Below are 20,517 nucleotides of genomic sequence, written 5' to 3'. Positions count from 1 at the left end.
GCGTCTGCCGGTGATCAGGCGTCTAGCCAGACATGTTCAGCAAAGGAGTAGCCCATCAGGCCGCCGAGCCCCATCGGGGCCAGGCCCTTAAGCTTGGAGGTATGGCCATCGAGGCTGTTGAGGAACATCGGGATGCCGATGCCGCCCTGCTCGCTGACCATCACCTGCATGTCGGCGTACAGCTTGCGGCGCTTGGCCTCGTCGATCTCGGCGCGCGCCGCCAGCAGCATCTGGTCGAACTTCTCGTTCTTCCAGCCGGCTTCGTTCCAGGTGGCATCGGATTTGAAGAACAGCGTGAACAGGGTATCGGCGCTGGGGCGCGGGTTCACCGTGCCGAAGCCGAGCGGGCTCTTCATCCAGTAGTTGGACCAGTAACCGTCCGGCGGCATGCGCTTGACGTCCAGGTTCAAACCCGCCTTCTGCGCAGTCTGCTGCAGTACCAGCGCGATATCCACGGAGTAGAGCGCGGCCGTGGACGCGACCAGGGGCAGGTTGGCACCGGCGAGCCCCGACTTCTTCAGATGGAACTTGGCTTTGTCCAGGTCGTAAGGCCGTTGCGGCAAGCCGGGGAAATAGAAGCGGTTGGTCGGGTCGATCGGCTGGTCGTTGCCGATCACGCCATGGCCGAGCAGCACCGCGCGCCGCATCTGCTCGCGGTCGAACATGTACTTCATGGCCAGCACGAAATCGGGATTGTTGCCCGGGGCCGCGTCGCGCCGCATGACGAGATCGGTGTACTGCCCGGACGGCGTCTCGAAGATGCCAAAGCCCGGTGTCTGCGCGATGCGTTGCACCGAGCGCGGATTGACCGAGCCGATCAGTTGCAGGTCGCCGGAGAGCAGCGCGTTGACCCGTGCCGCATCGTCGCCGATGCCCACGTATTCGATTTCGTCCAGGTAGGGCTTGCCGGGCTTCCAGTACGCCTCGTTGCGCACGCCAATCGAGCGCACGCCGGGATTGAACTCCTTGCATTTGTAAGGGCCAGTGCCGATGCCCTTGCTGAAGTCCTTGGTGCCGTCCTTGACGATATGGAAGTGGAAGGTGCCCACCACCACGGGGAAGTCGGCATTGGGCGAAGTCAGCTTGACCCGGATTTCGTTCGGGCCGGTGGCCTTCACTTCCTCGATCTGGTCGGCCAGCGCCTTGGCCTTGGAGCCGGTGGCCGGGTCCTTATGGCGCATCAGCGAATACACGACGTCGGCCGGCGTGAGCGGCTTGCCGTCGTGGAACATCACGCCCTTGCGCAGCTTGAAGGTCCAGACGGTCGCGTCGCTGCTATGGAATTCCTCGGCAAGCGCGGGCTGCGGCGCCAGCCGCGAGTCCAGCGATGTGAGGCCGTTGTAGAACATGGTGCCACGCACGTAGTCCGTCTGGTTCGACTGCTTGGCGGGGTCCAGCGTGTCGGAGACCGAGGCGGTATTACCCGCCACGCGGATCTTGCCGCCGCGCTTGGGGGTCTGCGCGAAGACGGAAGTGGCCGTCGAAGCCAGCCCGCCGGCCAGCGTGGCCTGCATGCCGCAGGCCGTGAGGATCCGCAGCACGTCACGGCGCGACGCACCCTGCTGCAGCGCACGTAAAATCAGCGAGTTGTTTTCGCCACCAAGCAGGTCCCGCAGTTTCTTGGCATCTGTAGTCATGATAGGCGCTCCAGGGGGGATGGAAGACATAGCCGCCTCGCGGCCTTGGTTTCAAGTCATCAACAACGTGTCTGGCTGTTACCGGCAGGCGGTCATCGCAGGCGGTCTTTCAGCTTGTAGTAGATCCCGACCACGGGCAGGAACCAGGGCTGCCCGAAATAGGCGGGAATGGCGGGCCACGGCAACCCCTGCCAAGGATTGGCGCCCATGGTGCCGTTCATCAATTCGGCCATGCACTGGCCCATGTGCACGGACATCTGCGTGCCGTGCCCGCTGTAGCCCATGGCGTAGTAGACGCCGCGGCGCTCGCCTGCCCGCGGCAGGCGGTCGCGCGTCATGTCGACCAGGCCGCCCCAGCAGTAGTCGATGCCAACCTCCTTGATGACCGGGAAGATCTGCGTCAGCGCGGCGCGCAGGATATCCCCGCTCGCCTGGTCCGACTTGATCCCCGACATGGCAAAGCGCGCGCGTCCGCCAAAAATGATCCGGTTGTCGGCGGTAAGGCGGAAGTAGTTGTGCAGGTTGGCGGTGGTGACATAGGTGCGCCGTCCCGGCAGCAGCGTGGCGGCGATCTCTTGCGCCAGCGGCTCGGTGACGACGATAAAGCTGCCGATCGGCACGATGCGCCGGCGCCAGTAGCTGAACGTGCTGAAGGGGCCGTGGCGCGTGGTGCCGGTGGCTACCAGCACCTGACTGGCGCTCACGCTACCCCGCGCGCTGTGCACGCGAAAGCCGCTGCCGCCGCGCTCCCAGCCGCTGACCGCAGCCTGCTGGAAGATCCGCGCGCCATGGCGCTCGGCGGCCTCGGCCAGGCCGGCGGCAAAGCGCCCCATGTGCATCTGCCCGCTCTTGCGCTGGAGCAGCCCGCCATGGAAGCTGTCGCTGCGCGCCTCGTCGCGCACCTGGCTGGCGTCGAACAGTTCGACGTCGGGATCCACGTTGGCGCGCAATTGCTCATAGGTGCGGGCAAGCGCTTCATAGTGCTCCGGCTTGCTGGCCAGCTTCAGCTTGCCATTGCGCTTGAAGTCGCAAGCGATGCCTTCCTGGCCAATGATGCGTTCCACCGTGTCGACGGCCGCATCGTAGCTGCGATACATCGCGCGGGCACGATCGGCGCCCAGCTTCGCGGCCAGGCCGGCGTAGTCCACCGCCAGGCCATTGTTCACATGCCCGCCGTTGCGGCCGGAGGCTTCGCTGGCCACGTTGCCCGCTTCCAGCACGACCACCGAGGCGCCCTTGCGTGCCAGGGCCAGCGCGGCGGACAGGCCGGTGAAGCCGCCGCCAATGACCACCACATCGGCCCTGGCGGGCAATTCCTGTGCTTGCGGCTGGAAGCGCGGCGCGGAATCGAGCCAGTAGGACTCAAGCTTCATGAACGTGCTCTCCGTGGATTCTGACGGGCCATCTGCCAGGACACCCGCATCGATAACAGGGGCTCTGTGCAACTGCACCATGCGAACGCGGCAGGCTGGCTGCCTCGTCATGCGTTCGTCATGAATGCATTGGAGCATGCTCGACACACAAGGTTGTAGCGTCTTCCTTCCCCACGAAGAATGAAACTATGGTTTGAGTGGCCTGTTTCGGCATGGCGTGCTCAGGCGTGCGCCAGGCTGGTTCATTGCACGCTTAACGGTACTTTTCGCTAGGGATTTCCCGGATCGGGTGCAGCGCATCCCGTTTTGCGTGCCCGCCGCCAGCGCGCTTGCCGCATCGCCGCAATCCAGCAAGTTCGTTCTAGCGCGGATGCGCCATCCACGCTCACAATGCGGGTTCGAATCGAATCACGGGATCACGGGAGGCGTACTTCATGACCGAGGAGATCGACGGTTTTGCGTTCCGGCCCTTTGGCCCGGCGGACCTTGAAGCCGCGGTGGAACTCTCGCGCAGTTCGCGCTGGCCGCACCGCATGGACGACTGGCGGCGCTTGCTGATGCTTGGCGACGGCATCGCCGTGGAGCATCAGGGCAAGCTGGTGGGTACGGCCCTGGCGTGGCGATTCGGCCCGGCCTGGGCAACGCTGGGCATGGTGCTCGTTGCCCCCGCCTTCCAGCGCAAAGGCATTGGGCGGCGCATGGTGAGTCTGCTGCTCGAGGATCTTGGTGAGCGCTCCGTGCTGCTGCACACCGCCGCCGGCGCGCGCAAGCTCTATGCGTCGCTTGGCTTCCAGGCGGTCGGCGAGATCCACCAGCATCAAGGTATCGCGCAGTCGGCGCCGATCATCGGCCTGGCGCCAGGCGCGCGGCTGCGTCCACTCGGCCGCTCGGATGCCACGGCGCTTCAGGCGCTCGATCAACTGGCCACCGGCATGCCGCGCGACGCGCTGCTGGAACGGCTGATCGAGCGCGGCGACGGCGTCGTGCTGGACCGCGACGGCACCGCACTGGGCTTCTCGTTCCGGCGCGACTTCGGCAAGGGACAACTGATCGGCCCCGTGGTGGCGCCCGACCAGCCCGGCGCGCAGGCACTGATTGCGCACTGGGTGAACCATGGCGTGCGCCGCTTCGTTCGCATCGATGTACCGGCCGAAAGTGGGCTGAGCGTATGGCTTGAGGCGCTTGGCCTGCAAAAAGTCGACACGATCACGGCCATGGTGCGCGGCGCACCGCTGGCGCGGGCCGAGTCGCCGCTGTTGTGGGCGCTGACAGCGCAATCCCTGGGTTAGCCGGAGCAAGCCTTGACACTGTTATATAAAGCCGACCCCGAGCGCGGCGCCGAATGGGCCTGCCTGATTGCCGAGCGCGCACCCGAACAGGCATTCCGGCTCTGGCCGGACGTGGGCGATCCGGCGGACGTGCGCTTTCTTGCCGCCTGGGAACCACCGCCCGACATCGCCCGCACCTTCCCCAACCTGGAACTGGTCTTTTCGGTCGGCGCCGGCATCGACCAGTTCGATTTTTCCGCGCTGCCGCCATCACTGCCTGTCGTGCGGATGGTGGAGCCCGGGCTGGCGGCAGGCATGGTGGAGTACGTCACAATGGCGGTGCTCGCCCTGCACCGCCAGCTCACCGATTATCGCGAGCAGCAGCAGCGCGAGCAATGGCGCGTGCGGCGCATCGTGCCAGCGGCGCGGCGGCGCGTGGGCGTCATGGGGCTGGGCGAACTGGGCAAGGCATGCCTGCACGCGCTTGGCGCTTTTGGCTTCGAGCGGCTGGGCTGGAGCCGCTCACGGCACGCACTGGATGGCGTGCGATGCCATGCCGGCGACGGCGAGCTCACGGCCTTCCTGTCCGAGACGGATATCCTGGTCTGCCTGCTGCCACTGACCCGCGCCACCCAGGGCATCCTGAACAGCGAGCTGTTCTCCCGCCTGCCGCGCGGCGCCTCCATCGTCAACGTAGGGCGCGGCGGGCACCTGATCGAATCCGACCTGATCGCGGCCCTGGATGCCGGGCACTTGTCCGCAGCCGTGCTCGACGTGTGCGCCGAGGAACCGCTGCCGCACGGGCACGCGCTGTGGCGCCATCCCCGCATCTGGCTGACGCCGCACGTTGCCAGCATGACGCAGCCGGAGACCGCCGTCGACGTCGTGCTGGACAATATCCGCCGCCACCGTGCGGGCGAACCGCTCGTCGGGCTGGTCGACCGCGGGCGCGGCTATTGAGGCTGCCGTGCAGCATTTCCTGCTGAATGCGCGCGCATAACCCCACGGCCTTCCGCGCCGGGCCCGCTTTCCAGCAGCACCCGCCTGCCCTCCGGGAATAAGCTGACAGCAACCATCCATTGCCCACAGCCCATCGTCCATCGTCCACTGCCCGGAACCCGAACATGCAATCCGACCAGCTCATCGCCCTTGACCGTGCCCACCTGATCCACCCGGTATCGCCGTGGCGCACCCACGAAGAACGCGGCCCCACCATCCTCAGCTCTGGCCGTGGCGCCTACGTGACCGACGCCAACGGCAACGAGCTGCTGGACGCGTTCGCGGGGCTGTGGTGCGTCAATATCGGCTACGGCCAGCAGAGCGTGGTGGAGGCCGCGGCCCGGCAGATGAGCCGCCTGCCCTACGCCACCGGCTACTTCCATTTCAGCAGCGAGCCCGCCATCGAACTCGCCGCCAAGCTAGTGCAACTGGCCCCCGCGTCGCTGCGCCACGTCTACTTCTCCCTTGGCGGCTCCGACGCCGTGGACTCGGCCGTGCGCTTCATCACGTGCTACTACAACGCCACGGGCCGCCCGTCCAAGAAGCAATTCATTTCGCTGGAGCGCGGCTACCACGGCTCGTCGTCGTTCGGCGCGGGGCTGACGGCGCTGCCGGCCTTTCACCGCGGCTTCGACCTGCCGCGCCAGGAACAGCACTACATCCCGTCGCCTTACCCGTATCGCAGCCCGGTGGGCGACGATGGCGCTGCGGTCATTGCTGCCTCGGTCGCCGCCCTGCGCGCCAAGGTCGCGGCGCTCGGCGCCGAGAACGTGGCGGCCTTCTTCTGCGAGCCCGTGCAGGGTTCCGGCGGCGTGATCGTGCCGCCGAAAGGCTGGCTCAAGGCCATGCGCGAGGCATGCCGCGAGCTCGATATCCTGTTCGTGGCCGATGAGGTCATCACCGGCTTCGGGCGCACCGGCCCCATGTTCGCGTGCGAGCACGAAGGCGTTGAGCCGGACCTGATGACGGTGGCCAAGGGGCTGACCGCCGGCTACGCACCCATGGGCGCGGTACTGATGTCCGACGCCATCTACGCTGGCATTGCCGACGGCACGCCGCGTGGCGTGCCGGTGGGTCACGGCATGACCTACTCCGCGCATCCGGTCAGCGCCGCTGTGGCGCTTGAGGTACTCCGCCTTTACCAGGAGGGCGGGCTGCTGGCCAACGGCCAGGCGGTGGAGCGGCATTTCGCCGAGGGCCTGCAGGCCTTGATGGCGCATCCGCTGGTCGGCGACGCCCGGCACCTGGGCTTGCTCGGCGCACTGGAACTTGTCAGCGACAAGTCCAGCAAGCGCGGCTTCGATCCAGCTCTCGGGCTGTCGGACCGGCTGTTTGCCGCGGGCTATCGCAACGGACTGATCTACCGGGCGTTCGGCGACAACATCCTCGGCTTTGCCCCGGCGCTGTGCTTCACGGCAGAGGACTTCGAGCTGATGTTCTCCAGACTGAAGAAGGCACTAGACGAAGTCCTGGAAGCCCCCGACGTGCGCAAGGCGCTGGCCTGAGCGAGCGCAGAAAAAATGGCCGGAGGCCGCCGCAATCCAGCAGAATAGAGCCGTGCAACCTGGCGCATAGACATCCATGAACGACTCTAAAAAGCTCGATCGGCTGGACCTCCGGATCCTCTCGCACCTGCAGAAGAACGGCCGCATCACCAATGTGGACCTGGCCGAAGCCGTGGGGCTGTCTCCCAGCCCCTGCCTGATCCGGGTCAAGCGCCTGGAGCAGGCGGGCTATGTCGTTGGCTACGGTGCGCAGGTCCAGCTGGAGAAGCTCGGCGACACGCTTACCGTGTTCACGGAAATCACGCTGTCGAACCATCGCCGGGATGACTTCGTGCGGTTCGAGACCAGCATCCGCAGCATCGACGAGATCATGGAGTGCCACCTGGTCAGCGGCGGCTACGACTACCTGCTCAAGTTCATCACGCGCGGGGTCAATCACTACCAGTCCATCATCGACGAACTGCTGGACCGTAGCATCGGCATCGAGAAGTACTTCAGCTACATCGTTATTAAGTCGCCGTTCATCAAGCACCACTATCCCATCGAGAAGCTGATCACCCCGGCCGCCTGACGGCCGCCGGGGCGTTGGCCTTACCGCCCTTACATCAGCACGTATACCTTCCGGACCGTCTCCCGGATCTCCCACGCACCACGCGTGTTGGCCGGGAAGAACAAGGTATCGCCGGCGCTGAACCGCACCACTTCACCCGCCTCGGGCTTGAACACGCCGCTGCCGGCAAGAATGTGCATAACCTCGGCCTTCTCCACCTGCCGCGCAAAGCTGCCCACGCTGCACTCCCAGATCCCGGTATCCCTGTCCTCGCTCCCCGAGATGCGCACTGCCCGCGTGCGGACCTGGCAGGCCGGCTCGCTCAGCGGCACGGGAACCACCCCCGGCTCGCCCAGGCCCTCGTACTGCGCGCTCTGTCTGATCACTTGTATAGCCATGGTGTTTCGCACTCCTGTCAATCGCATAGTCGAAGCGCCAGCTTAGCGACGGCAGCCGCGCGTGGATTGCACAATCTTGCCGCTTTTGCGCCTGCGCCAACGCCCCGCGCGGCCCCAGGCGAGTGCAGCGCGTCGGCGCTCGCACCCCGGCGCAGGAACTGCTGAAAGCGCGCGGATAACGCAATTCGCTGCTGAGCCAGGGGGGGTGTACGGTGCCATCGATTGGCGCTCTGCTCCTATCCTTGAGCCATGCCCGACACGCTTGCCACCCTCCTGCCACCGCCCGCCATGCATGCCCATGCGGCCTCGCGCCGCTCGGCCTTGTGCATCGAGCGTGCGCTGCACCATATTCATTGCCACCTTGCGGAGCGGCTGTCGCTGCAGGATCTCGCCACCGTTGCCGGGCTCAGCCTGTTCCGCTTTGCCACGGCGTTTCGCAGCCGCGTCGGGCTGCCGCCTCACCAGTACATCTGCAAGCTCCGGATACGACATGCCCAGCAACTCCTGCGCGCCGGCCTTCCCGCAGCGAGCGTCGCCAGCGAAGCCGGCTTTTGCGACCAAAGCCATTTGCAGCGCCACTTCAAGCGCGTCTGCGGCATGACCCCCGGGCAGTATGTACAAGCGCTCCGGACTTCCACCACGCTAGTCGCCTGATTCCACCCACCCTAAAGGAGTATCCCGTGTCCCTCAATGCATTCAAGGTCCTGAGCTTCGACGTCGTCGGCACGCTGATTGATTTCGAGCGCGGCATGCTGAACTACCTCCATCAGGCCGTGCCCGATGCAGGCATCTCCGACGAGGCGTTTCTCGATGCCTACCGGCGCGCGCGCGGCAACAACAACGCCCTGCGCTTCCCCGACGACCTGGTCCGGGTCTGGAGCGAAATCGCCCGCGAGGCCGGTCTGCCCGATACGCCGGAACTGGCCAACGGATATCGCGACTCGGTGGCCAACTGGCCGGCCTTCCCGGACTCGGTGGCGGCACTGAAACGCCTCAAGGCCCGCTTCAAGCTGGTGGCCATGACCAATGCGCAACGCTGGGCCCTGCGCCATTTCGAGCGCACGCTGGACATGCCGTTCGACGACAGTGTCACCGTGGACGACGCACAAACCGAGAAGCCCGATCCGGTGTTCTTCGCCTTCACCCGCGGACGGCTCAGCGCGCGCGGCTATACCCAGGCCGAGACGCTGCACGTGGCGCAAAGCCAGTATCACGACATCGGCGTGGCGCGCCAGCTTGGCTACACCACCTGCTGGATCGAGCGCCGCAAGGGCATGCCTGGCTTTGGCGGCACGCTGGCAGTGCCCCAGCTGACCAAGCCCGACTATCACTTCGCCACGCTGGCAGAGTTGGCCGACGCCGTGGACGCCGCCGCGCAGCAGTCCGCCGCCTGAGCGCGAACGATATGCCCTCCGCCCAACCCGACCAAGAATTGCCATGAGCCACCCCTACACCATTGCCGTGATCGCCGGAGACGGCATCGGCAATGAAGTCATGCCCGAGGGCCTGCGGGTACTGAAGGCAGCGGCAGAGCGCTTCGGCTTGCCGCTGCGCTTCGTGACCTTCGACTGGGCCAACTGTGCCTACTTCGAGAAGACCGGAAAGATGATGCCGGACGACTGGAAGGCCCAGCTGCAGTCCTGCGACGCAATCTACTTTGGCGCAGTCGGCTGGCCTGCCACCGTGCCGGACCATGTCTCGCTGTGGGGCTCGCTGCTGAAGTTCCGCCGCGAGTTCGACCAGTACATCAACCTGCGCCCGGTACGTCTGTTCGAAGGCGTGCCCTGCCCCCTGGCCAATCGCCGCCGTGGCGACATCGATTACTACGTGGTGCGCGAGAACACGGAAGGGGAATACACCGCGATCGGCGGGGTCATGTACGAAGGCACCGATCGCGAGGTGGTATTGCAGCAGTCAGTGTTCTCCCGGCTGGGCGCCGACCGCGTGCTGAAGTTCGCCTTTGAGCTAGCACAGAGCCGCGAGCGCAAGCATCTGACGGTGGCCACGAAATCCAACGGGATCGCCGTCAGCATGCCATGGTGGGACTCGCGCGCGGAAGCCATGGCACGCGACTACCCCGAGATAACGGTCGACAAGCAGCACATCGACATCCTCTCGGCGCGCTTCGTACTGCAGCCCAACCGCTTCGATGTGGTGGTCGCCTCCAACCTGTTCGGCGATATCCTGTCGGACCTAGGCCCCGCAACCACCGGCACCATCGGGCTTGCGCCCTCGGCCAACCTCAACCCGGAGCGCGCCTTCCCCTCGCTGTTCGAGCCCGTGCACGGCTCCGCGCCCGACATCCATGGTAAGAACATCGCCAACCCCGTGGCGATGATATGGTCCGGCGCGTTGATGCTGGACTTCCTGGGCAACGGCAAACCAACGTTCCGCGCCGCGCACGATGCCATCCTGCGGGCGATCGAAATCGTGCTGGCCGAAGGCCCGCACACACCCGACCTGGGCGGCAGCGCCAGCACCACCGATCTCGGCAAGGCGATTGCCGAACGGGTGGCCGCCGCCGCATTGCCTGCCTGATGCGCCCCCGCCTGGGCCGCGCAGGAAGCGCGGCGCCAGGCAACCGCCAAGCATTTCCGGACCCTAAGCCATGACCGCCCTGAAACAGACCTGCGCCGCGCTGCTGCGCGACAAGAACTTTATCCAGCACACCTGGTGCGACGCACGCGACGGCCGCCGTATGGACGTGAGCGACCCGGCAAACGGCGAGACCATCGGCAGCGTGCCGGACAGCGGCGCCGCCGACGCGCTGGCGGCAGTGGATGTCGCGCAGGGCGCCTTCCCCGCCTGGGCCGCACGCCCGGCAGCGGAGCGCGCACGCCTGCTCAAGCGCTGGCACGCCTTGATCCTGTCGAACCAGGAGGCACTGGGCAGCCTGATCTCCCTGGAACAGGGAAAACCGCTCAAGGAAGGCATTGGCGAGGTGCTGTACGGCGCCGCCTATGTGGACTGGTTCGCGGCCGAAGCGACCCGTGGATACGGCGACATCATCCCCGAAGCTGTGCCCGGCAGGAAGATGATGGTACTGAAAGAACCAGTCGGCGTGGTGGCCGCCATCACGCCGTGGAACTTCCCGCTGGCCATGATCGCGCGCAAGATCGCGCCGGCGCTCGCCGCCGGCTGCACGGTGATCGCCAAGCCGGCGGAAGACACGCCGCTCACCGCGCTGGCGCTGGTCTGGCTGGCCGAACAGGCCGGATTCCCGGAAGGCGTGCTGAATATCGTCACGGCATCGCGCGAGCGCGCGCCCGAGGTGGTCGATGTCTGGCTGGCCGACTCCCGCGTGCGCAAGATCACGTTCACCGGCTCAACGCCGGTTGGCAAGCACCTGGCGCGCGAATCCGCCGGCACCCTCAAGCGGCTGTCGCTGGAACTCGGCGGCAATGCACCGTTCATCGTGTTCGACGATGCCGACCTCGACGCCGCGGTGGAAGGCTTGATGGCATCCAAGTTCCGCAATGGCGGCCAGACCTGCGTCTGCCCCAACCGGATCTATGTGCAGGACGGAGTCCATGACGACTTTGTCGCCCGGCTCTCGAAAAAGGTGGCCGCCCTGGCGATCGGCCCGGCCACGCATCCGGACTCGCAGATCGGTCCCATGATCAACGCCCGCGCGGTGGAAAAGATCGAGCGCCACGTGAAGGACGCCGTCCGCCTCGGCGCGCGCGTGATGGCGGGCGGCGAGCGCGTGCGCAATGCGGTGGCCGACGGTCCCAACTACTACCTGCCGACCGTGCTCACGCAAGCTACCCCTGAAATGGCGCTGTCGTGCGAGGAAACCTTTGGCCCGGTAGCGCCGGTGTTCCGCTTCCATACCGAGCAGGACGTCATCGCGCAAGCCAACGACACGCCGTTCGGCCTGGCCGCTTACTTCTACTCCAACGACGTGCGCCGCATCTGGCGCGTGGCGCAGGCGCTGGAGACTGGCATCGTCGGCATCAACGAGGGCGCCATTGCAGCGGAAGCCGCGCCCTTTGGCGGCGTCAAGGAATCGGGCTATGGGCGGGAAGGATCAAAGTACGGGTTGGATGACTACACGCAGACGAAGTATCTTTGCCAGGGCAATCTGGGTTAGCACTTTCCTGATAAACGCCGGCTCCGGTACCGCTTGATAGACGCACCCCAACATTCGCCCGATGTGCGCCCAGCCGAGTGCACCGGCGCCACCGCTCGCCGCGCCAAGAAGGCGCGAGTACCCGTTTTTTCGACAGGATCGGGGCGATCATTGGCGTCAGGAAGCGCACGCGCCGGATCGCGCCGTTGCCGCGCCGCCAGCGCCCGCCGCCGCCCGAGCCGTGGCGGATCACGTGGCTGTCGAGCCTGACCGGATAGCGCCACGCGAGAATCTCCGGATCCGTCAGCCGCGAATTGGTCATATGCGTCTAGACCGTATCGGTACCATGGTAGCCATCGCCTGCGCCACTCCCGCTGGAGATGGTCTCGTAGTACGCAAACGTGAAGTTGTTCATGGTTCCCAGGCTCAACGCCACAACACCCAGCGTACTGGGCGCTATCCGGCTTGATCCAGCGAAGCATCTGGCAAGCGTGCCTTGCCCGCGTGCCGCAGCAATGCGTCCGAGATCCCCATGACGATGGCCGCCATGGTCGCACCCGGCCCGAAGATCGCGCTCACGCCCTGGGCGCGCAGCCGCCGGGCGTGGCTGGCGGGAATCACGCCGCCCGCGAAGACCAGCGCGCCTAGCCGGCCATCGCACAGTCCATCGCGCAGTCCATCGATCAGGCAAGGCAGCAACGCCAGGTGCGCGCCCGCCAGGGAAGATGCGCCCACCGCGTCGACCTGCCCGTGCAGGGCCATCGCCACGGCGTCTTGGGGCGACTGGAACAGCGGCCCCAACGTGACCGCAAACCCGGCATCGGAGAGCGCCGCGGCCACGGCCTTGGCGCCGCGGTCATGCCCATCCTGCCCCAGCTTGGCAATGAGGATGCGCGGCGCCCTGCCCAGGCGCGCGGCCAGCACGCGGACCTGCTCGCAGGCCGCGTCCCAGGCCGGGCTGTCGTGCAATGCCTCGCCATAGGCTTGGCGGGCGTAGCGAGGCGCCATCGCATGGCGCGGCCACACCCGTTCCAGCGCCTGCGTGCACTCGCCGAGGGTCGCGCGGCAGCGGATGGCGTTCATGGTCAGGGACAGCAGGTTTTGCTCGCCGCTGCGTGCGGCGGCCGTTAGCGCACGCAACGCCTGTGCCACGGCCGCGCCATCGCGGCTTGCCTTCAGGCGGGACAGCCGCTCGCCCTGCTGCGCCCGGACCTGCCGGCCATCGATCTCCAGGCAGGCCGGTTCCTCGTCCACGGGGGCCTGGTAACGGTTGACGCCGACTATCACGCGCCGCCCTTCGTCGATATCGGCCTGTGTGGCCACGGCGGCGCGATGAATCCGCTCATGGACCCAGCCCGAGCCGATCGCCGCCAGCACGCCACCGGCAGCGGCAATCTCCGCCATCAGCGCACGCACCTTGTCCGCCATTTGCGCCGTGAGCGCTTCCATCATGTAGGAGCCCGCCCATGGGTCGGCCACGTCGCACAGGCCCATCTCGTGCTGCAGGATCAACTGGGTGTCCCGCGCGAGGCGGGCCGATGCGGCGCTGGGCAATGCCAGCGCTTCGTCATAGGCATTGGTGTGCAGCGACTGCGTGCCGCCAAACACCGCAGCCATGGCTTCGACCGTGGTCCGCACGATGTTGTTGTCCGGCTGCGTGGCCGCCAGCGACCACCCCGAGGTCTGGCAGTGCGTGCGCAGCATGGTGGCCCGATCCGTGGTGGCACCCAGCTCGCGGACGATCTCGCACCACAACAAGCGCGCGGCGCGCAGCTTGGCGATCTCGGTGAAGAAATCCTTGCCCACGCCAAAGAAAAAGCTCAGGCGAGCGCAAAAATCATCCACATCCAGCCCGCGCCCGGCCATCTGCCTGACGTATTCCTGCCCGTTGGCCAGCGTCAGCGCCAGTTCCAGCACCGGGTCCGCCCCGGCTTCCTGGAAGTGGTAGCCGGAGATCGACATGCCGTTGAACCGTGGCACATGCCGCGACAGGTAGGCCACCACATCCGCGCAGATCCGCATCGACGGCCCGGGCGCGAAGATCCACGTGTTGCGGACCATGTACTCCTTGAGGATGTCGTTCTGGATCGTGCCGCTGAGCTGATCGAGCGGCACGCCGGCCTCCTCGGCGCTCACCAGGAACGCGGCCAGCACCGGCAATACGGCACCGCTCATGGTCATGGAGATGGAGACGCGGTCCAGCGCGATGCCATCGAACAGGCGCTTCATGTCCTCGACGGAATCAATCGCCACGCCGGCCATGCCAACATCCGCCTGCGCCAGCGGATGATCGGAGTCATAGCCACGATGGGTCGGCAGATCGAACGCGACCGACAAACCCTGCGCGCCCTGCGCCAGCGCCTGCCGGAAAGCCAGGTTGGAGGCGGTGGCGTCGGCAAAGCCCGCGTACTGCCGGATGGTCCACGGCTTGCCCGCGTACATGGAGCGATGCGGCCCGCGCACGAATGGCGCCTCGCCAGGCAGGCTGCCGAGATGCTGCAGCCCGTCCAGGTCGGCGGCCGTGTAGACGGGCTTGCGCGCCAGTCCGCCACCCTTATCTGCGCTCATCGCACTCTCCAACGCTTGCGTGTCACCACATCGGCGATCTTCTCGCCGTCGCTGCCGCGCCGCACCTCGCACCAATGGGCCAGCCCGTCCTGGCCGAACTCCACCGCGGAGAACGACAGCTCCAGCGCTTCGCCAAGGTTGACGTTGCCGTGGAAGAACAGGTCGCGCCCGGCAATCACCGGCGGCTCGTCAAAACGCTGCCATTGCCATTCGGCACGATCGACGATGGCCTGGAAATTGGCGAAGTAGAGCAGGTCCGCGCCGTTGAAGTCGGCATAGGGGCAAGGCAGGTACTCGGCCATGTGGCTGCCGAGGTGCCGTGCCCGCTCCAGGCCAAGATGGGAGGACCAGTCGCCCGCCCGGAAGCGCTTGGCCAGCGCGCCCATCTCCGCCGCCGCCGCGGGTGGCGGCCCGTCCGCCGGCAGGTTGAAAGCAGCCCTGACCACCGAACGATTGTCGCGCTCGCGCTCACGGCGGATAAAGGTGGACACCATCGATACCTCGGCCCGCCAGGCGCCTGGCCCGTCACCATCGCCTTCGCCATCGCGCCTCAGTGCATGCGTGCTGAAGTGGCGCGCGCCGGCCACCCGCATCAACTGCGTGTTCACCGAGAAGCCATCGTTTTCGCCAAGCGCTTCCAGCGATGCCTCCCGCAGCCGGATCGCGGTAAACGCGGCATAGGCCTTGTTGCCCTGCGCGTCCCGGAACGCCGGCAATGCCTGCCCGGACAACGCCGCCAGTCCTTGCCAGTGCAGGTCGCCGCAAGCCTTGAGCAGCCAGTTCTCCGACAGGCCGGTATAGGACAGGTTCGGCATGCCGGCCACATAGCTTGTGCTCGCGCGGAACATGTCAGGCTGCCAGGGCTCGCGCGCCGAGCTTCTCGCTGACGATGGCCGCCAGATATTCGGCATCGCGCGCAATGCCGGAGAAACGCCCGGAGCCCCAGGTGTGCAGCCACGGCAGCCCAAGGAAGTACAGGCCGTCCTGCGCCGTCACGCCGCGCACGTGGCCGGGATAGCCGCGCCCGTTGAAGACCGGCGCCTCCAGCCAGCTGAAATCCGGGCGAAAGCCGATGCACCAGACAATGGCGCCGATGCCCGCCTGCGCCAGGTCCAGCGCCCAACGCTCCTCGCCCGGCGACCATACCGGCGCATACGTGCTGGCGGGCGGCGCGGCGATGCCGTGCTTGTCGATGAACTTGTCGATGCTGGCGTTGATGCGGTTGTAGGTATCGTCCGCATCGTCAAGGTTGGCCTTCAGGTTCGGCGTGAAGCGCAGCTTGCCGTCATGGAAATCCTCCAGCGCGCCGAACAGCTCCATGCCTTCGGTGGCGAACTTGCGCAGGTCGATGTCGCGCCCGCCGTCGCGGCCGGTCACATAGTGATTGGTGTTGTCGCGCACGCCCTCGCGCAGCGGATGCTCCTGCACCGGCATGTCGTAGTACTGCATGTCGGCCAGCCAGTCCACCACGTCGCGGCCACGGTAGAAGCGCGCGCAGCGCGGCGCCTGTCCCACGGCCAGGAACACCTTGCGGCCTGCCAGGTGCAGGTCCTCGGCGATCTGCGCGCCGGACTGGCCGGAGCCCACCACCAGCACGCCGCCCTCCGGCAAGGCTTGCGGGCTGCGGTACTCGGAGGACTGGATCTGCCGGATGCCGGCCGGCAGGCGCTCGGCCATGCGCGGCACGATCGGCGTGTGATAGCCGCCGGAAGCCACCACCACCTGCCCGGCGGTGAAGTCGCCCTGCGAGGTACAGACCAGATAGCCGCCCTGCTCCAGCGGCTTCACGCGCAACACCTCGGTGTGCTCCAGCACCGGCGCGTTCACCATGCCGATAAAGCCATCGAGGTAGGCGGTGATCTCGTCCTTCTTCATGAAACCGTGCGGGTCGTTGCCCTGGTAGGGATAGCCGGGCAAGGCGCACTGCCAGTTTGGCGTGACCAGGCAGAAGGCATCCCAGCGCTGGCTGCGCCAGGTGTGGGTGACGGTGTGCTTCTCGATGACGAGATGATCGATGCCGGCCTGCTTGAGGTAGTAGCTCATGGACAGGCCAGCCTGGCCGCCACCGACGATGATGACGCTGTAGTGTTTGAGCGAGCCAGTGGCCTGGGTTTCGTTAAGAGGGGTAGACATGTTGGGTCCTTCCTTGAATGCTGATAAATACGCTAAAGCCTGCGGAAACCGGGCTACCGCCCAAAGCCGATCACGCGCACCGTGGCGCCAGGCTGGGCGCAAAAACGCGCGGCGGTGGTCTCGATCTGTTCAAGCTGGTCCATGGCAGAGGAGCAGGCATAGCCATACTTGGCCCTGACGCGCTCCGAGGCGCTGCCCAGCGCCTGCCTGGCGATCGCCAGGAACTCGGCCAGCGCGTAGTCCTGTCCCGGGACAAAGAACTCGGTGACCACCGAAGACGGCGAGTAACAGGTGACCTCGCTCTGGTCGGGCCAACGTATGCGGAAATGCGTGACTGGCATAAAGGCTCCTCAGGCATCGATGTGGGTGGTGTCCCGCGTGGCACGCTCAGCCTGCGGGACGATAAATGCATCACGCGCGAAGTCCCACAGCAGCGCGGTTTCGCCGGCACCGCTGACCGAGACCTGCCGTGAATCGTCGATGACGCCGATATCCGCGCAGGCAATGTCCTGCGCCCTGAATCGCTCGCTCACACGCGCCACATCCTGCTCGCGCACGGCCAGCAGGAAGCCGTAACTCGGGAATGCCGTGAGCCAGCGCGCCACCGGCACCCCCACGGGCGCCGGGATGCGGCCCAGGTCGATCCGCGCGCCCACGGCGGAACATTCCAGCAGCATCAGCGCCGTGCCCAGCGTGCCGGCCATGCTGATGTCCTTGGCCGCGGCGCACAGGCCGTCCTCGGCCAGCGCGGGCAGTAGTTCGAGATCGGCGCGCAGCCGCGCGGGCGGCGCCTCGGTGGAGGCGTTCCAGTACGGGTACGGCTCAGCAAAGGCGCCGCGCAAATCGACCGCCATCAGCAACCGGTCGCCCGGGCGCGCCGCGAAACTCGATAGCAGGCGCCGCGCCCGCCCGACAATGGCCACCGCAAGCTGGGCCTGATCGCTGCGGGCATTGCTGTGCCCGCCGACGATCGGCACGCCATACGCCGCCGAGGCTGCCGCCATGCCCTTGAGCACTTCGGCGGCGTTCGCCACGCCGTCGCTCCAGATAGCGTCCACCACCGCCAGCGGACGGCCGCCCATGGCATAGATATCGCTGACGTTGACCATCACCGCGCTGTAGCCCGCGAACCACGGCTTGGCATCGATGAAATCCCGGACCATGCCCTCGATCGCGAACAGCAGGTAGCCGTCATGATCGGCAATCGCGGCGCAATCGTCGCCCACCGCCACCGCCTGGCCGAGATCGCGCATGCCGCCCGGCAGCGCATTGCCCAGCGACGACAGCACGCCGGCAATATCGGTCTTGTGGCCAAAGCCACGGCTGGCGCGCAGGCTTTGCACAATCCGCGCGACGTTCATGTCCCGCTCCTGCCCAGCGTCGACAGGCCAATGCGCGGCGTCAGGCACGCCGGGTAGTAGTCCAGGTCCGCCTGCATCAGGTGGTGCGGGCGGCCAAGCAGCGTTTCCTCGGCCAGCACATCCCAATGCAAGCGGCGGAACAGCGGCACATTCTGGCTCTGCACATGCGCGAGGAATCGGGTGCAGCCCAGCCCGTTCGCGCTGCTCACCGCCAGCTTGATCAGCGTCGCGCCGATCTTGCCGTGGCTGCGGTACGCGGCGTGCACGGCCAGCCGGGAGCCGAACCAAACACCAGGCTCGGTTTCGTGGATGCGCACGGTGCCGACCACCCTCTCTGGCGCATCCGCCTCGCACTTCACCGCCACCAGCAGTTGGGCGGTGTCGTCGATCGCGTCGCGGTCGTCGCCAACAAAGATGCCCTGCTCATGGCAGAACACCGCCCGGCGCAGCGCCATGGCCTCGTCCACCTCCCACTGCGCCCCGGCCCAGCGGATGCGGAACGTCGTGGCCGCGGGCACTTCCACACAGAGATCGTCGTTCATGCCGCCACCTCTTCGTACGACGACAGCGAGGAGCAGGCGCCGCACTTGCCGCAGCCCGCCTTGATATCCGCCGAGCGCATGCCCGCCGCGCTGATCATCGCGCCGAGCGGCTTGAGGATGGCCTTCATGAATTCAGGCGGCGGCGCGGGATGGTCTTCCAGCGGCGTGCCGGTGATAGGCACGAAGGGCACCACGAAGGGATAGACGCCAAGCGCGACCAGTTCCTTCGAGATCGACAGGATGGTCTCAACGCTATCGCCGAGCCCGGCGAGGATATAGGTGCTCACCTGCCCCCGGCCAAACACGGCAACCGCGGCCTTGAACGCCTCCATATAGCGGCTGATCGGCACGGCCGCCTTGCCCGGCATGATCCGCGCGCGCAGAGCGGGCGTGACCACTTCCAGGTGCATGCCCAGCGTATCGATGCCGGAAGCCTTCATGCGCTCGAACCAGCGGTCGTCGTCCGGCGGCTCGCACTGCGCCTGGATGGGCAGGTCCACCGCCGCCTTGATGGCAAAGGCGCTTTCGCAAAGAATTGCGGCGCCGCGGTCCGGCGTGGGCGGCGTGCCGGTGGTCAGCACCATATGCTTGACGCCATCTAGCAGCACGGCGGCGCGCGCCACTTCGGCCAGTTGCTCCGGCGTCTTGCGCGCAATGGTGCGCCCCGCCGCGAGCGATTGCCCGATCGCGCAGAACTTGCAGGTCTTGCGCCGGCTCTCGTAGCGGATGCAGGTTTGCAGCACCGTGGTGGCCAGCACGTCCGCGCTGTGCAGCGTGGCGATGTGCGAGTACGGCACGCCCTCCATCGTCTGCAGCGCATAGAAGCGCGGCGCTTTCGGAAAGCTGATGTTCGCAATCGGGATGGTGCCGCGCAGCAGCGCGCTGGTGCCCTTGCCATCCGGCGACGACGCCACGTACGGCGAATGCCAGGCGGTATTGGTATGCACCGGCACCATGATGGTCACGCCATCCACGGTCACCGCCTTGTGGTCGGACGGGCCCGCGCCGCCGCGCCGGCTGGCGGCGCCCGCTGCCGGGTCCAGCAGGCGCAGCCCGACCGATTGCAGCTCGGTCCGAAGCTCAGTTACCGACAACCGGCTCAAGGCCGGCGTCATCGCGCTGGAGTTCATGGTGGGTGCTCCCGTGGTAGTTGGACAAGGCGGTGGCCATGGGCGATGCGGTCGCCGCCGGCCGGTCGTTGATGGCAAGGCTGAGCAATTCCGGCCGGGCGTAGTGCCCCACCGAATCCATCATTCGCTTGCGCTTGGTGATGAGCGACATATCCAGGTCCGCGATCACCATGCCCTCGCCCTCGCGCAGCGGCGGCGCCAGGTGCTGGCCCTCCGGCGACACGATGGCGGTGTTGCAGCCGCCGCGCAGCGCCTTTTGCAAGGCGGGGTCGGTAGTCACCGAGGCGATCTGCTCGTCGGTCAGCCAGCCCGTGGCGTTGACCACGAAGCAGCCGGATTCCAGCGCGTGATGGCGGATGGTGACTTCGATCTGATCGGCGAAGATGGGGCCCACCAGCGAGCCGGGAAACTGGCTGCAGTGGATTTCCTCATGCTGGGTCATCAGCGCATAGCGGGCCAGCGGGTTGTAGTGCTCCCAGCACGCCAGCGCGCCCACGCGGCCGATGGCGGTATCGGCCACTTTCAGGCCGGCCGCGTCGCCCTGGCCCCAGATCATCCGCTCATGGAACGTCGGCGTGATCTTGCGGCGCTTGAGTACCAGGCGGCCGTCGGTATCGAAAATGAGTTGCGTGTTGTAGAGACTGCCGTGGTCGCGCTCGTTGACGCCGAGCACCACCACCATGGCGTGCCGGCGCGCGCGCTCGGACACGGCATGGGTGACGGGGCCGGGCACCACCACCGCCTGCTCGTACAGCCGCATATGGTCGCTGCCGGATTGCACGGGCGGCCGTACGAAGGAGAAGTACGGGTAGTACGGCAGGAAGGTTTCCGGAAAGACGATCAGTTGCACGCCTTCCCGTGCGGCGCGGTCGATGGCCTCGCACACTTTGCCAAGCGTGCCTTCGCCGTGCTCGAGGTCCGGTGAGATCTGGACCGCGGCCGCGCGCACAATGCGTTTCTGTGACATGGTGATGCCCGCCC

The 20,517-nt window shown here is 66.7% G+C and carries 19 protein-coding genes and 1 pseudogene; 8 read left to right on the top strand and 12 right to left on the bottom strand.

Annotated features, from left to right (window positions below; genetic code table 11):
• Positions 1-14: 14 nt before the first annotated feature.
• Positions 15-1,637, bottom strand: coding sequence for an ABC transporter substrate-binding protein (locus AC1RQK_RS10065; RefSeq protein ID WP_492808852.1), 1,623 nt, complete (start codon positions 1,635-1,637; stop codon positions 15-17).
• 92 nt (positions 1,638-1,729) lie between these two features.
• The gene (locus AC1RQK_RS10060) at positions 1,730-3,010 is read right to left on the bottom strand and encodes an NAD(P)/FAD-dependent oxidoreductase (RefSeq protein WP_492808850.1); all 1,281 of its coding nucleotides are present in this window, start codon (positions 3,008-3,010) and stop codon (positions 1,730-1,732) included.
• A 434-nt stretch (positions 3,011-3,444) separates the two neighbouring features.
• Between AC1RQK_RS10060 and AC1RQK_RS10055 the strand changes: the two genes are divergently transcribed.
• From AC1RQK_RS10055 to AC1RQK_RS10040, 4 genes are all read left to right on the top strand, one after another.
• Positions 3,445-4,299 (top strand): GNAT family N-acetyltransferase, encoded by an 855-nt coding sequence (locus AC1RQK_RS10055; RefSeq protein ID WP_492808848.1) that lies wholly within the window; start codon positions 3,445-3,447, stop codon positions 4,297-4,299.
• Between the two features lie 12 nt (positions 4,300-4,311).
• Entirely contained in the window at positions 4,312-5,238 is a 927-nt protein-coding gene (locus AC1RQK_RS10050; RefSeq protein ID WP_492808846.1) for a 2-hydroxyacid dehydrogenase, read from the top strand.
• Between the two features lie 164 nt (positions 5,239-5,402).
• Positions 5,403-6,782, top strand: a complete 1,380-nt coding sequence (locus AC1RQK_RS10045) for an aspartate aminotransferase family protein (RefSeq protein ID WP_492808844.1) — start codon at positions 5,403-5,405, stop codon at positions 6,780-6,782.
• A gap of 76 nt (positions 6,783-6,858) precedes the next feature.
• Complete coding sequence (locus AC1RQK_RS10040) at positions 6,859-7,353, top strand: Lrp/AsnC family transcriptional regulator (protein WP_492808842.1); 495 nt, start codon at positions 6,859-6,861, stop codon at positions 7,351-7,353.
• A 29-nt stretch (positions 7,354-7,382) separates the two neighbouring features.
• Here AC1RQK_RS10040 and AC1RQK_RS10035 read toward each other — a convergent pair whose 3' ends face one another.
• A complete protein-coding gene (locus AC1RQK_RS10035; RefSeq protein WP_492808841.1) occupies positions 7,383-7,730 on the bottom strand; it encodes a cupin domain-containing protein in 348 nt (115 codons plus the stop codon).
• A gap of 249 nt (positions 7,731-7,979) precedes the next feature.
• On the opposite strand from AC1RQK_RS10035, the gene AC1RQK_RS10030 reads away from it, so the two are divergent.
• The 4 genes from AC1RQK_RS10030 to AC1RQK_RS10015 all read left to right on the top strand — a co-directional run bounded on the left by AC1RQK_RS10030 (position 7,980) and on the right by AC1RQK_RS10015 (position 11,823).
• Positions 7,980-8,384 carry a helix-turn-helix domain-containing protein gene (locus AC1RQK_RS10030; RefSeq protein WP_492808839.1) on the top strand — a complete coding sequence of 135 codons (405 nt, stop codon included), beginning with the start codon at positions 7,980-7,982 and terminating at the stop codon, positions 8,382-8,384.
• 26 nt (positions 8,385-8,410) lie between these two features.
• On the top strand, positions 8,411-9,124 hold the full coding sequence (locus AC1RQK_RS10025; protein WP_492808837.1) for an HAD-IA family hydrolase: 714 nt from the start codon (positions 8,411-8,413) through the stop codon (positions 9,122-9,124).
• 43 nt (positions 9,125-9,167) lie between these two features.
• The gene (locus tag AC1RQK_RS10020; protein ID WP_492808835.1) at positions 9,168-10,268 is read left to right on the top strand and encodes a tartrate dehydrogenase; all 1,101 of its coding nucleotides are present in this window, start codon (positions 9,168-9,170) and stop codon (positions 10,266-10,268) included.
• A gap of 70 nt (positions 10,269-10,338) precedes the next feature.
• Positions 10,339-11,823 (top strand): NAD-dependent succinate-semialdehyde dehydrogenase, encoded by a 1,485-nt coding sequence (locus AC1RQK_RS10015; protein WP_492808833.1) that lies wholly within the window; start codon positions 10,339-10,341, stop codon positions 11,821-11,823.
• Between the two features lie 39 nt (positions 11,824-11,862).
• On the opposite strand, the pseudogene AC1RQK_RS10010 reads toward AC1RQK_RS10015, so the two are convergent.
• From AC1RQK_RS10010 to AC1RQK_RS09970, 9 genes and pseudogenes are all read right to left on the bottom strand, one after another.
• Positions 11,863-12,247 (bottom strand): annotated as a pseudogene (locus AC1RQK_RS10010) (hydantoinase B/oxoprolinase family protein); the annotation flags it as partial.
• Between the two features lie 11 nt (positions 12,248-12,258).
• Positions 12,259-14,370, bottom strand: a complete 2,112-nt coding sequence (gene scpA / locus AC1RQK_RS10005; protein ID WP_492808832.1) for a methylmalonyl-CoA mutase — start codon at positions 14,368-14,370, stop codon at positions 12,259-12,261.
• Positions 14,367-15,218: a Pnap_2097 family protein gene (locus tag AC1RQK_RS10000; RefSeq protein WP_492372896.1), complete on the bottom strand. Its 852-nt coding sequence runs from the start codon at positions 15,216-15,218 to the stop codon at positions 14,367-14,369. The genes scpA and AC1RQK_RS10000 overlap by 4 nt, the downstream gene beginning before the upstream one ends.
• 1 nt (position 15,219) lies before the next feature.
• Positions 15,220-16,503: an MSMEG_0569 family flavin-dependent oxidoreductase gene (locus tag AC1RQK_RS09995; RefSeq protein WP_492372897.1), complete on the bottom strand. Its 1,284-nt coding sequence runs from the start codon at positions 16,501-16,503 to the stop codon at positions 15,220-15,222.
• A 53-nt stretch (positions 16,504-16,556) separates the two neighbouring features.
• The gene (locus AC1RQK_RS09990) at positions 16,557-16,844 is read right to left on the bottom strand and encodes an MSMEG_0570 family nitrogen starvation response protein (protein ID WP_492372898.1); all 288 of its coding nucleotides are present in this window, start codon (positions 16,842-16,844) and stop codon (positions 16,557-16,559) included.
• Positions 16,845-16,853: 9 nt separating this feature from the next.
• Positions 16,854-17,864 carry a sll0787 family AIR synthase-like protein gene (locus AC1RQK_RS09985; RefSeq protein WP_492372899.1) on the bottom strand — a complete coding sequence of 337 codons (1,011 nt, stop codon included), beginning with the start codon at positions 17,862-17,864 and terminating at the stop codon, positions 16,854-16,856.
• Entirely contained in the window at positions 17,861-18,406 is a 546-nt protein-coding gene (locus AC1RQK_RS09980) for an MSMEG_0567/Sll0786 family nitrogen starvation N-acetyltransferase (protein ID WP_492372900.1), read from the bottom strand. The genes AC1RQK_RS09985 and AC1RQK_RS09980 overlap by 4 nt, the downstream gene beginning before the upstream one ends.
• Entirely contained in the window at positions 18,403-19,536 is a 1,134-nt protein-coding gene (locus AC1RQK_RS09975; protein ID WP_492372901.1) for an MSMEG_0568 family radical SAM protein, read from the bottom strand. The genes AC1RQK_RS09980 and AC1RQK_RS09975 overlap by 4 nt, the downstream gene beginning before the upstream one ends.
• The gene (locus tag AC1RQK_RS09970; protein ID WP_492372902.1) at positions 19,487-20,503 is read right to left on the bottom strand and encodes a Nit6803 family nitrilase; all 1,017 of its coding nucleotides are present in this window, start codon (positions 20,501-20,503) and stop codon (positions 19,487-19,489) included. The genes AC1RQK_RS09975 and AC1RQK_RS09970 overlap by 50 nt, the downstream gene beginning before the upstream one ends.
• Between the last annotated feature and the right edge of the window lie 14 nt (positions 20,504-20,517).

The sequence above is a fragment of the Cupriavidus sp. GW822-FHT02D05 genome (assembly GCF_058802485.1).
The sequence above is the reverse complement of the archived record's forward strand: the minus strand, read 5'-3'. Positions and strand labels throughout refer to the sequence as shown.